Source organism: Fibrobacter sp. (genome assembly GCF_045601785.1).
Taxonomy (GTDB): domain Bacteria; phylum Fibrobacterota; class Fibrobacteria; order Fibrobacterales; family Fibrobacteraceae; genus Fibrobacter.
On record NZ_JAZSAF010000013.1, the window covers coordinates 97,940 to 110,346 of the forward strand.

The following is a 12,407-nucleotide window of genomic DNA, read 5'->3' on the forward strand; positions in this document are numbered from 1 at the left end:
ATGAATATCAAACCGATTCTTTTGACTTTTGCACTTGGCGCTGCTGTGGTCGCCCAGGCCGCTGCAGACAAGGTAGTGGGCTTCTACCCCTACTGGAGCCAGTATTCTCAGTTCTATCCGAAGGACATTCGTTACAATACCGTGACGGACATCCACTATGTCGGCCTTGCCGCCGGTGAAGACGGTTCGCTCGCCTTTGCAGACGAAAATGATGCCGAAAACTTCAAGACGCTTGCACAGATGTCCAAGGACAACGGCGTGAAGCTGATTGTTTCCGTGGGCGGCATGGAAAATGAAGGCAACCTCAAGGCAATTGCCTCTTCCGAAGAACTTTTGCCGACGTTTGTCTCTAATGTGAGCAGCTGGCTTTCTGAACATGGTGGCGACGGCGTGGAACTGGATTGGCAGAACCTGACCGCCGAAGATGCCGAAGACTACGCCAAGATGGTGAACGCCCTGGTGGATGGCCTTTCGGGCGCTACGGTGACCGCTGTGGTTTACCCTGCCGCAGGCATGGATGCCTACAAGGCGGACGCCTTGAACCGTCTTTCCTATGTGGATGTGTTCATGGCCGACCAGATGACCGAAGAAAGCTCCGAAGTCGTTCCGAACCAGAGCGCCGCCTCTGTGGACGAAGCCCTGAGCAAGGTGAAGGGCGCTGGCGTGAACGGCGACCTGCTCGTGCCGGTCATTTTCCTTTACGGCAAAACCTGGAGCGGTGCCAAGGGTCTTGGCTCTGCGCATCAGGGTACCGGTAGCGGTAACGAAGGCTACGTGACCTATGCCGAACTCATGGGCAAGTTCGATTCTCCGGAATACAAGGTGACCTTCGATGAAGCTTCCAAGTCCGAAGTGGCGGTAAGCGATGCCGAAACGATCGTGTTCATGGGCATTCCTTCTGTGAAGGCCGTTGCAGAACAGGTCAAGAGCGAAGGCATGGCCGGTGTAGCGGTCTACGATCTTTCCCAGGACCATCACGAACCGATTGTCTCGCTTCTGGTGACGATTGGCCTGCAGCTTCGCCCCGAAGTGAACTACAAGCCCAAGAAGAAGTAAGTTTCTTCGTCTGTAAGACGCGTGAAATTGCCTCCGACAACCGAGTCGGGGGCATTTTTATACATAGCTATCATTCTAGCAAGATTTATTTGCTTGCCAAAGGAGTGTGCGCCTATCATGTTGTGCCCGTTTTGTGCATGTACGCCAAGGCCTGTTCTGGGCGTCGTGCATGCCCTCGGAGATCTCATGTGGTAAGCGAAGCGCGGAACGTTAGCAGTTAAAGTGCCGCAGAAAAATCAGGTAAAAAAAGGAGCCAGGCGTTGGCCTGGCTCCTTTTAGGGAAAGCTTTCAGAATGGATTACTTCTTGCTCCACCTGACGCTCAGGATTCTCATGCCCTGCTTGATAGTAATCAGGTAGGCGCCAGTCGGCACGCTAGCGAGAGAGAGTGTGGCATGCTTTGCGCTTAAGGTCTTGCTGAGCACGCTCTGGCCATTCACGGAGAACACGTCGACATGGATGTCTTCGGTGTTGACACTGTTGATGCCCAGCATGTTATTTGCAATGACGGCCTGGAGCGGAAGATCCGGGTTCGTGACGATTACCGGGGAAGTCTGATATTCCGACTTGTTGACGGCCTGGGAGCTGTCACCCACGATCACCGTGATGGAAGAGTGCATTTCCAGGTAGTTGTCCACTTCCGGGGCATGGGCGGTCACCAGGACCACGGCGTTTTCGTTGCCTGCTACCAGGTCAGTGCCGTTTCTAGAAACATAGCTGGATGTTTCCTTGTCGTTGAACGTGTAGGTCACCGGAGTCTTGTACAGGGATTGGTCGGGAAGGTAGCCAGACTTTGTTTCTCCTGTTTTGAGCGCGATGTCCTTGTACTTGTTGGTCATCTTGTTGAAGCCCTTGTTAAAGGTCACTTCGACAGTATCGTTCAAGGCAGGGTATCCTGTTACGGCCGGGGCCGTTGCCACGATCTTTGCGGTGCCATAGCCCTTGAATTCGTACATGGTCACCTGGGTGTTTTGCATCTTGAAGCAAGACGAAGAAGTGCAGTTGGCCTTCTTGACGGTCACAATTTCAGGGTTCAGGGAGGTGATGGTGAATGTTCCGCCTTCTTCGGTCTTGGTGGTGCCGGAAACAATCCATTCCTTGGCGGTGCCACCGGAGTATGACAGGGCGCGTTCAATGGAGCAGCTGCCACTGTAGTTACAGGTAAGATCGGTGAAGAACGGAATCGTCTGCTTGGGGACTTCGTTGACGACGACCACGGATTGAGAGCCGTTGTTGTCTGTCATAATGACAAAGCCGGGTTTCTTGATTTCACCGGTGGATGTGACGACATTTTCGTTGCTGGAAACATAGGTGCAGCCCGACTTGAGAACAGAGAGCTGACCGTCCGTTTCTTTTACGTTAGCGGTCGGGAAGGCGCAGTTGCCGGTATTCTTGCCCTTGACGAGAGAGTCACCCCAGGTGCGTGCGTGCTTTTCAAGGTAGGCCTTGACGAGCTTGCCGGAGGCGCTGTAGGTTGCGTTGTTGAGCTTGCCGATGGTGTTCAGGTCCTCTTCGCCTTCGAACATGGCGGAAGTTTCGACCTTGCCGTCGGCCGCGTAGCGGCTCTTGGTGTTGCGAAGGCTCCAGTTGCAATTGCTGATGTTGTTGTTGTCCATGAAGGTCATCCAGCTGTTGGTGCTGCTTTGATCGGCGTTGCCCGCACCATCTGCATTCACGGTTCCCCATTCAGTAATGAATACGGCGTTTCCGCTGCTCTTTGCTTGGGTGATTCTGCTGCTATAGGTTCCGGTCGAGTGCGTGCCTGCGTAGAAGTGGAACACGTAGCCGACGTTTGTTCCGCTCACGCCGCCATATTGGTCAAGCTGCGACCAGCTCGGGGTGCCGACCAGCACCAGGTTTTCGGTGCTCGCGCGGATTCCGGAAACGATAGGGTTCGCGTAACTCTTAATGGAACCCCAGTCCTGATTTTGGCGGGGCTCGTTAAAGATTTCGAAGATGACGTTGGGGACATCTTTGTACTTGGCAGCCATTTGGGTGAAGAAATCCTTGGCCAACTGAGGTTCGTTGACGCCACCTTCGTTTTTATCGGCGCGGTGGCTGTGCCAGTCGAGAATAATGTAGATGTCGTTTTCGATGGCCGCTTCGACCATCTTGTCGATGATGCCTGCATATCCATCCGGAGCGCTGCTGTAGGCGTAGCTTCCGTCCAGCTTGTTGGAGGTACCGCCGTCGCTATCGTAGTAGGTGATGCCCATGGCGAAGCGGAAAACGTCCATGGGCAGGTTCTGAGCGGCCCAGCTGATGACGTTCTTGTTGTAGTAGGGGCGTCCTGTAGCGTCCGACCAGAACAGGCTCATTCCGCGGAGCACTGCTTCCTGGTTGTTCTTGGCGCCGATGATTTTTCCACCACTGGTGTGGAGTGCGCCGTAATAGCTTACCGGACCGACGCGTTTGGGGGTCGCGTCTGTAGCTGCTGCAAAGGCGGGAATCACCGCAAGTGCAAGCAGGCTGGGGATAATTTTTTTGATTTTCATAGCTTTTCCCTTATAGAAATCCCATAATTTCCCATCGAGTCTAAAAATACTTTAATTGCAGGAAAATTGGAATGCAGTTCAATAAAAATAATGTTTACCTGCGAATACGGTCATGTTGGGTGTAAATTTTTGTTATCTTGGTCGCTCTTTTAGGTAAAAACGGGCGCTTGAAGGTGATATGAATCAAATTTTTCAAAAAAGAGAATTTTTTTTTTGACAAAGCGGTTGAAAAAAGATATATTAAGACACAAACCGCTCATTTTGAGCTCAACAAAAACAAAAAAGAGAGAGAATTATGAACAAGAAAATTCTTACTGCTTCTGCCTTCCTGGCTGCAGCTTCCATGTCTTTCGGTTTCGTGACCTGGAATGGTGACGAAGGCGTTTATCAGATCGATACCGAACTTGACGCCGGTGGCGAAAAGGCCGGTTACTGGTGGACCTACGACGACAACAAGGATGGCGGTGCCTCCAAGATCACATGGGATGTCGAAGCTGGCAACCTCTACGACGCTACCGCTCTTGACCCGATCATCGACCACTGCGGTGGCGTGTGCGGTACCTTCACTCTGAGCGCAGGCACCCTCACCTACGAACCGTTCGTTGGTATTGGCTTCAATATTGCCGGTACTGCCGACCCGGATGCAGAGGAACCGATGGAAGCTGCTGACGCTTCTGGCATGGGTGGTATTTGCATTGGTTACTCCGTTGACATTCCGGCCGCCCTCGAAATGGGTCTCGGCGACGCTGTTGACGCTGACCTCAAGTATGACAACCCGGCTGTGACTGTTCCGAAGAGCGCTACTGGTCAAGTCAAGGAATTTGAATGGAGCAAGTTCGAACAGGCTGGTTGGGGCGCCAAGGACGGCGGTCTCGAAATTGACGGTGATGCCGCTTCCAAGAAGCTCGTTGCTCTGAAGTTCAAGATCCAGGGTGCCGACAATACCGGTCGTTTCAACATCATGTCCTTCGGTGCTTTCGGTGGTGGTTGCAAGACCACGACTCCGAATAGTAGCAGCGAAGACGCTATCGGTGCAAAGGCTATGCAGTCTTCTCTGAAGGCTCAGCTCTCTGGCCGTACCCTTTCTTTCGGCAAGACCGTTGCCAAGGCTGAAATCGTGAACCTCCAGGGCCAGGTCGTGATGACCGCTTCCTCCGTGAAGGCTATGGACCTCGCCAAGCTCCAGGCTGGCGTCTACATGGTTCGCGCTATGGGTCTCTCTCAGCAGATCATGCTGAAGTAATATTACTTCGGTAAAATCTTAAGGAAAGGTCGTGCTCTGCACGGCCTTTTCCTTTTTCTAAAGATGTTTGTGATGTAGATTAAATCGAAAGTTATTTTTTTTGCTATTTATTTGCCAATGGGGGAATAAAATATATATTTAGGAAAAACTATAAAAGAGGCTATTATGCACATCAAGAAACTTTTAGCTCCTGTCGTTCTCCCCTTGACGATTACGGCCGTCTTTGGACTGGCTGCCTGTGGTGACGACTCCTCTTCTGGAACCGACGCTAACATCGATAATCCGGCGGATCCTTCCAATCCTTCTGACCCCGGTACTCAGACCGATCCTGGCACGCAGACGGATCCTGGTACTCAGACCGATCCGGGCGCACAAACGGATCCTGGCACGCAGACGAATCCGGGGCAGCAGGGCAATACCGGTGTCTGGACTCCGACGGTTGCGCTTGGCACCGGAGCCAATCCTGAATATTCTACCGCCATTTATGCATCGTGGAAGGAATTCCACTATGTTACGCTGGAAGATGAACTTGTATATTATCCGACTCTCAGTGAACAGGCCGATGAAGTGTTTACGGAACAGTTCAGGCCCGCAGCCCGCGTGATTTGGCAGGCCCAGAGCACCGGCTACTATGCAGACAAGTGCAAGACTGCCAACAGCACCAAGTCTAATATGAAGGCTCGCGGCTGCACCGTTTCCGAAGGAACGGGCTACGGCATGCTTTTGACGGTTGCCAACGAGGACAAGGATGCCTTCGACCGCCTGTGGAACTACTCCAAGGCCATCCGCGAATACAACAGCACATCGGTGACGAAGATGTATCTGACTCCGTGGATCACCTATAGCTTCGGTTACGACAAGATTGACAATTCCAGCGCTACCGATGCCGATTTGGATATTGCCACTTCGCTGGTGATGATGTACTACAAGACCCAGAACGAAGCCTACAAGGTTGATGCATTGAACATCATCAATGCTATCTGGGATGCCGAAGTCAACAAGACTACCTACCTGCTCTATTCCGGCAACACCTCCACATGGGTGAACGACAATCCGGTCTACAACCTGAGTTACTTCTCTCCGGTGGCGCTGCGTCTGTTTGCTGTTGTGGACCCGGCACACGATTGGAACAAGGTGCTTGACAGCATGTACGCCTACATGATGCAGGTGCAGAATGCGGGCACGGGTGTGTTCCCTGACTGGAGCGATGCTTCCGGTGCTGCCGTGAATCCGAACAATGGTTCTGCCGACAAGACCTACTGGACATTTAACAAGGAATCGGTCCGTATTCCGTGGCGTATCGCTTGGGACTACTACTGGTTTGCCGACGAACGCGACCAGGCCATTCTTGCTAAGCTGAACAGCTTCATTTCGACCAGGGCGAGCGGCGATCCGAGTTCTCCGGCTCTTGGAACATCGTACTCCTGGGATCCGAGCAAGAGTGATATTTCCAGCACTGTTGTGCCGCCGCAGTGGCTTGCTGGCTGGTGTGCAACGGGTATTGGCACCAATCCTGACTGGCTGAACGCCTGCACGAACCTGGTCAATGCAAAGACTTTGACCAGGAACGGTAGCAGCTATTTCCCGGACATTCTGCTCGGGCTGTATAGCGCCTTGCTGAATGGCAAGTTTGTCCGCCCGGCGATCTAAAAAACACTCGGGTGCTAACGAAATTGCACTAGCGAAAGCTTATCAAGGATGATTTCCCCGGTATATCCGGGGATTTTTTTATGGGGGTGATTTTTATATATTCTAGTGGTATGGAAAACGATTCTGTTGTAAGTGTAGAGCCGGACTCGGTCCGGGCATCGTCGGTGCAGCCTGCGGTGGCGAATGGGGATTCTGCTGGTGAGGTGTCGGAACTTCCGATGCCTTCTGCGGAGCAGCTCGGCATATCGATCGTCTCGGGACCGCAAGGCGGAATGCCCGCGGTGACGGTGGGCGACACGTTTGAATTCCCGGTGACGGTCAGCTGGGGCGTGCAGGGCAGTGCCCTGTTGGTGGTGCCAACGGGCTCTGCCAACGCGAAGGGCCTTACGCAGGTGGGCATGTCGCAGGAGTCGGCGCGGTCGGTCAAAGACGGCGCCGAGGTGGCCTCGATTACCTTTACCTACAAGATTGTTGCCGAAGACACCGGCAGCCTGAACATCCCCGCGATACGCTTTGAAATTCCAACGCAGGTGGGCCGTCCGCTCGACCTGCGCAGCGAAAGCGTGCCTGTGCGCGTGAACGAGCCGTTCAACCCGCTGCCTGTTGCGGTGGGCGTGGTTGTTGCGCTCTGCGTGCTTTTGGCGGGCCTGTGGCGTGCAAAACGGCGTGCGGCCGCCCATAAGGCTGCCGTTGCCAAGAATGCCGCAGAAAGCGCCCTGCGTGAGCGTATGATGGTGCTAAAGCAGCGAGTGAATGCGGCAGACAGCCGCGAGTGGCTTCTGGAGCTGGAAAGCGTCTGCAAGGAATATGTGGCAGGCAGGTTCCCGGAGCTTGTCGAAGGGGTCGACAATGCCGCCTCTGCGGTCAACCTCGACAACCTGGTGAAGGAAGGCAAGCTCGAAGGCTGGAATGCCCTTGTCGAAGAATTCGCACACGCCCGCTATGGCGGCGGAAAGCGCGACGGCTTCGAGAACAGGGAGACTTGGAAAGCGGCGATGAAACTCATGGGCATCGAAGAAGATTCGCTCTAGCAAATATTATATTTCTTTTGTATGTGGAATCGTGTTTGGCAAATTGTTCTTGCGTGCATTGCGCTTAGCCTTGTCGCCTGCGTCGAAGGCGATGTCAGGCGAGGAAACGAGGCGCTCCGCATAGGCGATTACGACCGTGCCATCGCCAATTTTTCAAAAGCGCTGGATCAGGATCCTGTCCACAGGGATGCCCGATATGGACTCGCCCTGTCTTATTTCTCGGTGGCAGAAGAAGGCGAACGGCTCCATATTTCGACATTGGATCTGTGGAAACGCGCCGCCGATGAATTCCGTATTCTTTCCAAGATCGATAGCGGGGCCCAGGTCGATGCAAACCATTCGACCTGCCTGTTCTACCTGGCGCGCGCCGCGATGGCGAAGGGCGAAAGCGCCAATGTCTTGTCTCTGCTAGACCAGTCGATTCAGCTTGATAGCGCAAATTATTTCAGCCTGAACCTGAAGGGGCTGATCCTTGCCGGAAGCAATGACGCCGAAGATGTCGAAAGGGCGAAGCAGATTTTTATCCACATTGTTACGAGCGAACCGCAATTCATCTCGGCCTACGTGAACCTGGGAAACATCTACTGGAACGAAGGCGATGTCGAATCGGCGTGGGACACCTGGTCCATGGGACTCATGAAGTCTCCTAGCCACCCCGCCTTGCTGCGCTGGACAAAGATTGCTGAAGATTCCTTGAAGTCCAAGGTGCTTTCGGGCGAGCTATGAGTGAAAAAGTCCAAAGCCTGCTGGACCTTGTTGCTGGGGGAGTCCCCTTGCATCAGGGGGGTGAAGCCGATATATACAGGGTGTCGGCGAAGGACCACGCCTATGTACTGAAATGGTACAAGAGGGCGTCTGCGTTTGACCTTGGAACGGTTGAACAGATTGCATCGCTCAATGCCGACGGCCTTTACAAGATTCGTGAGTTTGGCGAACGGGACGGACATTCCTACGTGGTCTACGACTACATTCCGGGTGTGTCGGCTTCGGAATTGCGGGTCCCGGTCGTAGTCGCCTTGTTCATTTTGAGAAGCCTTGTCGCAACGCTTGAAACGCTGAAATCCAAACAGTTGCACCATGGAGACTTGAACCCAGGAAATATCGTCTTGACGGCCAATAAGGGGCGTCTGCAGCCTGTTCTTATAGACTGCGGCATTCTGGGGCCGGGTGCACTTGCGTATGCGGCGCCGGAGCGCTTCCAGGGAAAGAGCGCCGACGAGAAGTCGGATGTGTACAGCCTAGGAATGCTGCTGTTCCGCCTGGTCTATGGTTCGGAGCTTGTGACTGCGGACGGCTACGATGAATATGCCGCGAAGAGCCTCTCCATCGACTGCTGCGACCCGTCGCAGGTGCTCTATGCGTCGGGCAGGTTCACGGTCGCAGAGATTTCTGCGCTAGCTCCGCTCTGGAAGGCGACGGTTCGTGCCGATGTGGAAAACCGCGCCGAAGACCTGGACGAACTGGACGAAATCCTGGAAATTGCCCTGGGGAAACTCACCGCGGGTGAAGCTGCTGTCCAGAAGGCTGTCCATGATTTTGTGGAAGGCGAACTCCAGGAAAAAATGCGACAAAAAGTTCCAGACCCTTCCGAAATAGCGCTGCCTTACAAAATTGCGGGGCGGCAGGGAAAATTTTGTTGGTGGAAGGTATCGTTTTTTCTGGGATTAGTTCTTATATTAATTGTATTGGCTGTTTCGGTTCTGAAATCCGGAAGATCGGATGTGGACGATGCGGGCGATTTGCTCTTGAAGAAGTCGCGTAGCCTTGAAAACTTTGACGAGCTTTTGGACAGCGTTCCGTCGGAATCGACCGAGAGCGGGGTGGACTCAAGCCTGTTGCAGGACTTGCCGACACCGGAATTACGGGAATAGTAAAGACGAAGGTTTTTTATGAAGTCGAACTCGATGCTTGCTACAGAAAAGATGCTGGATGTCATCAACATCCTGCTGGACGAACAGCGTCCAGATTTCTTATTCCCGAAAATTCTTGAAGTGGTGCAAGACGTTCTGCGTGCCGATGCCGCGGTACTCGACATTGCAGGCGAGAAGCCCTTGCACCTGACGCGTCCGGAAAATGTGTCGATTTCGATTTCGGCCATCCGCCTCGCGAAAACCGAGAACAAGGCGGTTGTCTGGAACCAGCTGGACGACGATTCTGTGGACTTGTCGAAGTCTATCGTGCAGAACCAGCTGACAAGCATCATGGTGTCGCCGTTCCGTACTCCCGACAGCGAATCGGGTTACCTGTACTTGCAGCGTGCCGCCCGCGAGGAACCCTTTACCGAAGATGACAGCAAATTGTTCGACGCCTTTGTGGGTGTCTGCGAAAAGTTTGCGTTTGCTGCGTTTGACCGCCTGCGCGACAAGGAGTCGCTCGATGTCCTGAAGAATGTGAAGCGCCGGGGCGACATCATCTATTCGAGCAAGCAGATGGACGATGTGGTGGCTCTTGCCGACAAGCTTGCGCCGCTCCCGATGCCAGTCATTATCCGTGGCGAAACGGGAACGGGCAAGGAAGTCATCGCTCGCTACATCCATAGCCACAGCCCCCGCGCCGACAGGCCCTTCATTGCGGTGAATTGTGGCGCCATTCCCGAGAACCTGATGGAATCGCTGCTGTTTGGGCACGCCAAGGGATCCTTTACGGGCGCCATCGACAATCGGAAGGGCTTTTTCGAAGAGGCCGAGGGCGGAACGATTTTCTTGGATGAAATTGGCGAACTTCCGCTCAATATGCAGGTGAAGCTTCTGCGCGTGCTGCAGGAGAAGCACATTACCCGCGTCGGCGAAAACTGGGACATTCCCGTGAACGTCCGCGTCATCAGCGCAACGCACGTGGACCTGGAGCAGGCTGTCAAGGAAAAGAAGTTCAGGGAAGACCTGTACTTCCGCATCCAGGTGATGCCCCTGAACTTGCCGCCACTCAGAGACCGTGGGCAGGATGTCGTGCTGCTTGCTGAAGAATTCTTGACGCGTTACGGTGCGGAGTATGGTCGCGGAAAGTTCCACCTGAGCCGTAGTGCCGAGAAGGCGATGCTTGGCTACCACTGGCCGGGCAATGTGCGTGAACTCGAGAACCGGATTCAGAAGGCGCTTGTGCAGGCTGTCCACGGAGTTGTTCAGCCGAAGGACTTGGGGCTTGACGACGCGGAAGCGCTGGTGAAGGATTCCCCGAGGACACTCAAGGAAGCTCGCGAGGCCGTCGAGCGCGAAGTGATTAGCAGGGCTCTCAAAGATTCTGGGGCGAACTTGACGCTTGCCGCCACGATTCTTGGAATCGACCGCAAGGTGCTGCGCGAAATCATGGAACGGTTGGGAATCAAGAAGGAAAATTTTAAGTAGTTGGCACAGAATTTGCAGGGATTTGTATATGATGAAGAGACTTATCACATTACTTATGGTCTGTGCTGCAGTGGCTTTTGCGGCGGAATCTTCGGTGCGTCCCGAGGCCGATGTTGCCACTCCGGGCGAAAAAGTGGAAATTTCGAAGGAATCCCGCGAATTTGCGGCAAGCGACCGCGAGAACTGGCAGAAGATGCGCGCCGAACGCAAGCAGGCCCGCGAACAGATTCTTGCCGATTTGCGGAACAGGTCGGCTGAAGAGAAGAATTCCATGCGGTGGGAGTCCGAAAAAAATAGGGACAAAAAGCCCCGTTTTGAGGAGGGCCCCCCGAAAAATTTTGACCACCGGCAGAATCCCTACATGGAGCGTCCCAAGTTTAATGAGCCGTCGCCGATGGGAGGCCCGGGTGGAGGTCCTATGCCGAACCGTGGGCGTGGTCAGGAAAATAAGGATTGGCCGCCCCGTAAGTAATGCGTTTTTTAGTGATAGTCCTTCTTCTCTTGTCTTCTCTTGCGGTTGCCGAATCGCAAGAGGATCTTTATTTTCGTGCCTTGAAGGCCGAAGAGGCGGGGGACCTTTCCTTGGCGTTACGGACATTCGAAGAGGCCCTTGCGACTCCCGGCCCCTACACGGCTGAAATCCAGGAGATTGTCGACGAGTACCGAGACGCCCTGGGCGAATCGGAGAGGGACTCTTCGGATTATAAGGAGACAAGCCCCTGGGAATTCCACACCTACGGAAATCTCGTCTACATGGGACTCAATTACTGGAGAAAGGGTGCCTCGACGGAGTCGGGGGGTGAATTATCTTCTTCGGTGAATGTCTCGCTGGATTACAATTCCAAGAATTGGATCCATTCCTTCGGGCTTAGTTTTTCCGGGGACTGGTTCATTGACAAGGATGACATGCCTTCTCTGGATACGAGTGCTTGGGAAACATCGGTGGGCCTTGGATACAGCCTTATCGGGAAAAGTCTGACGCTCGATGTCGGTGCGAACATGAATGCTTCGGAAGACGATGACTGGCATCCTGATTTTTTTGCGTGGCTGGAAAAATACTTGGCCCGTTATGACAACCAGAAGATGGGAGTCGCGTTCTGGGGCTACGAAAATACGGATGGTCCTCTGTCGTTGGCCCTGTATGCATCATGGCACAGGTATGTCAAGTATGGCTTGAAAAGTTCCGTGTATGTGGGAGGCCGTTTTGAGGCAGATTCCATTAGGTCGCCTGAATACTGGTTGAAGTGGGGTGGGCCTTCGCTCAAGCCTTCAATTTCGTACAAATTCAAGACGGAAATTTCAATCGATGCTCGCCTAAACATGTTCTATGGATTTGTGGTCGATGGTCCTGACAGCGACTACGAAAAGGTCCAAAAGTTTAGCGGTTCCTGGAGCTGCAATGTCTCGTGGGTTCCCAATTATTTCGGACTGTTCATTGGTTTGGAACAGTTCTACAAACACTATTCAGTTCCTGCCGATTACGAAATAGGATATTCCCAAAATAGCCTTTTCACGGAATACAAGGCCGGCGTCAAGTGGAATTTATAAAAGGTGCAGCATAAAGCCGCACCTTTTATAGCGTGTTTGCATTT

10 protein-coding genes are annotated in these 12,407 nt (G+C 53.5%); 9 read left to right on the plus strand and 1 reads right to left on the minus strand.

Going from position 1 to position 12,407, the window contains the following annotated elements:
* Complete coding sequence (locus tag ACKI61_RS02550) at positions 1-1,056, plus strand: glycoside hydrolase family 18 protein (protein WP_407456245.1); 1,056 nt, start codon at positions 1-3, stop codon at positions 1,054-1,056.
* 298 nt (positions 1,057-1,354) lie between these two features.
* Here the strand turns inward: ACKI61_RS02550 and ACKI61_RS02555 are convergent, their stop codons facing one another.
* On the minus strand, positions 1,355-3,550 hold the full coding sequence (locus tag ACKI61_RS02555; RefSeq protein ID WP_407456246.1) for a cellulase family glycosylhydrolase: 2,196 nt from the start codon (positions 3,548-3,550) through the stop codon (positions 1,355-1,357).
* A gap of 295 nt (positions 3,551-3,845) precedes the next feature.
* Here ACKI61_RS02555 and ACKI61_RS02560 point away from each other — a divergent pair, with 295 nt between their 5' ends.
* The 8 genes from ACKI61_RS02560 (at position 3,846) to ACKI61_RS02595 (ending at position 12,363) form a co-directional block, all read left to right on the plus strand.
* Positions 3,846-4,793 (plus strand): T9SS C-terminal target domain-containing protein, encoded by a 948-nt coding sequence (locus ACKI61_RS02560; RefSeq protein ID WP_407456247.1) that lies wholly within the window; start codon positions 3,846-3,848, stop codon positions 4,791-4,793.
* A gap of 165 nt (positions 4,794-4,958) precedes the next feature.
* Entirely contained in the window at positions 4,959-6,443 is a 1,485-nt protein-coding gene (locus ACKI61_RS02565) for a glycosyl hydrolase family 8 (RefSeq protein WP_407456248.1), read from the plus strand.
* Positions 6,444-6,553: 110 nt separating this feature from the next.
* Positions 6,554-7,474: a BatD family protein gene (locus ACKI61_RS02570; protein WP_407456249.1), complete on the plus strand. Its 921-nt coding sequence runs from the start codon at positions 6,554-6,556 to the stop codon at positions 7,472-7,474.
* 21 nt (positions 7,475-7,495) lie between these two features.
* Positions 7,496-8,200 (plus strand): tetratricopeptide repeat protein, encoded by a 705-nt coding sequence (locus ACKI61_RS02575; RefSeq protein ID WP_407456250.1) that lies wholly within the window; start codon positions 7,496-7,498, stop codon positions 8,198-8,200.
* Entirely contained in the window at positions 8,197-9,345 is a 1,149-nt protein-coding gene (locus tag ACKI61_RS02580) for a serine/threonine protein kinase (protein WP_407456251.1), read from the plus strand. The genes ACKI61_RS02575 and ACKI61_RS02580 overlap by 4 nt, the downstream gene beginning before the upstream one ends.
* A gap of 18 nt (positions 9,346-9,363) precedes the next feature.
* Complete coding sequence (locus ACKI61_RS02585) at positions 9,364-10,815, plus strand: sigma-54 interaction domain-containing protein (protein WP_407456252.1); 1,452 nt, start codon at positions 9,364-9,366, stop codon at positions 10,813-10,815.
* 28 nt (positions 10,816-10,843) lie between these two features.
* Positions 10,844-11,287, plus strand: coding sequence for a hypothetical protein (locus tag ACKI61_RS02590; protein WP_407456253.1), 444 nt, complete (start codon positions 10,844-10,846; stop codon positions 11,285-11,287).
* An 11-nt stretch (positions 11,288-11,298) separates the two neighbouring features.
* Positions 11,299-12,363: a hypothetical protein gene (locus ACKI61_RS02595; RefSeq protein ID WP_407456254.1), complete on the plus strand. Its 1,065-nt coding sequence runs from the start codon at positions 11,299-11,301 to the stop codon at positions 12,361-12,363.
* Positions 12,364-12,407: the final 44 nt, after the last annotated feature.

Excerpts from the sequence above, each read along its gene's own strand:
- ACKI61_RS02575 (WP_407456250.1), top strand. The coding sequence starts at position 7,496 with ATGTGGAATCGTGTTTGGCAAATTGTTCTTGCGTGCATTGCGCTTAGC.
- ACKI61_RS02580 (WP_407456251.1), top strand. The coding sequence starts at position 8,197 with ATGAGTGAAAAAGTCCAAAGCCTGCTGGACCTTGTTGCTGGGGGAGTC.
- ACKI61_RS02565 (WP_407456248.1), top strand. The coding sequence starts at position 4,959 with ATGCACATCAAGAAACTTTTAGCTCCTGTCGTTCTCCCCTTGACGATT.
- ACKI61_RS02555 (WP_407456246.1), bottom strand. The coding sequence starts at position 3,550 with ATGAAAATCAAAAAAATTATCCCCAGCCTGCTTGCACTTGCGGTGATT.
- ACKI61_RS02590 (WP_407456253.1), top strand. The coding sequence starts at position 10,844 with ATGATGAAGAGACTTATCACATTACTTATGGTCTGTGCTGCAGTGGCT.
- ACKI61_RS02560 (WP_407456247.1), top strand. The coding sequence starts at position 3,846 with ATGAACAAGAAAATTCTTACTGCTTCTGCCTTCCTGGCTGCAGCTTCC.
- ACKI61_RS02550 (WP_407456245.1), top strand. The coding sequence starts at position 1 with ATGAATATCAAACCGATTCTTTTGACTTTTGCACTTGGCGCTGCTGTG.
- ACKI61_RS02570 (WP_407456249.1), top strand. The coding sequence starts at position 6,554 with ATGGAAAACGATTCTGTTGTAAGTGTAGAGCCGGACTCGGTCCGGGCA.
- ACKI61_RS02585 (WP_407456252.1), top strand. The coding sequence starts at position 9,364 with ATGAAGTCGAACTCGATGCTTGCTACAGAAAAGATGCTGGATGTCATC.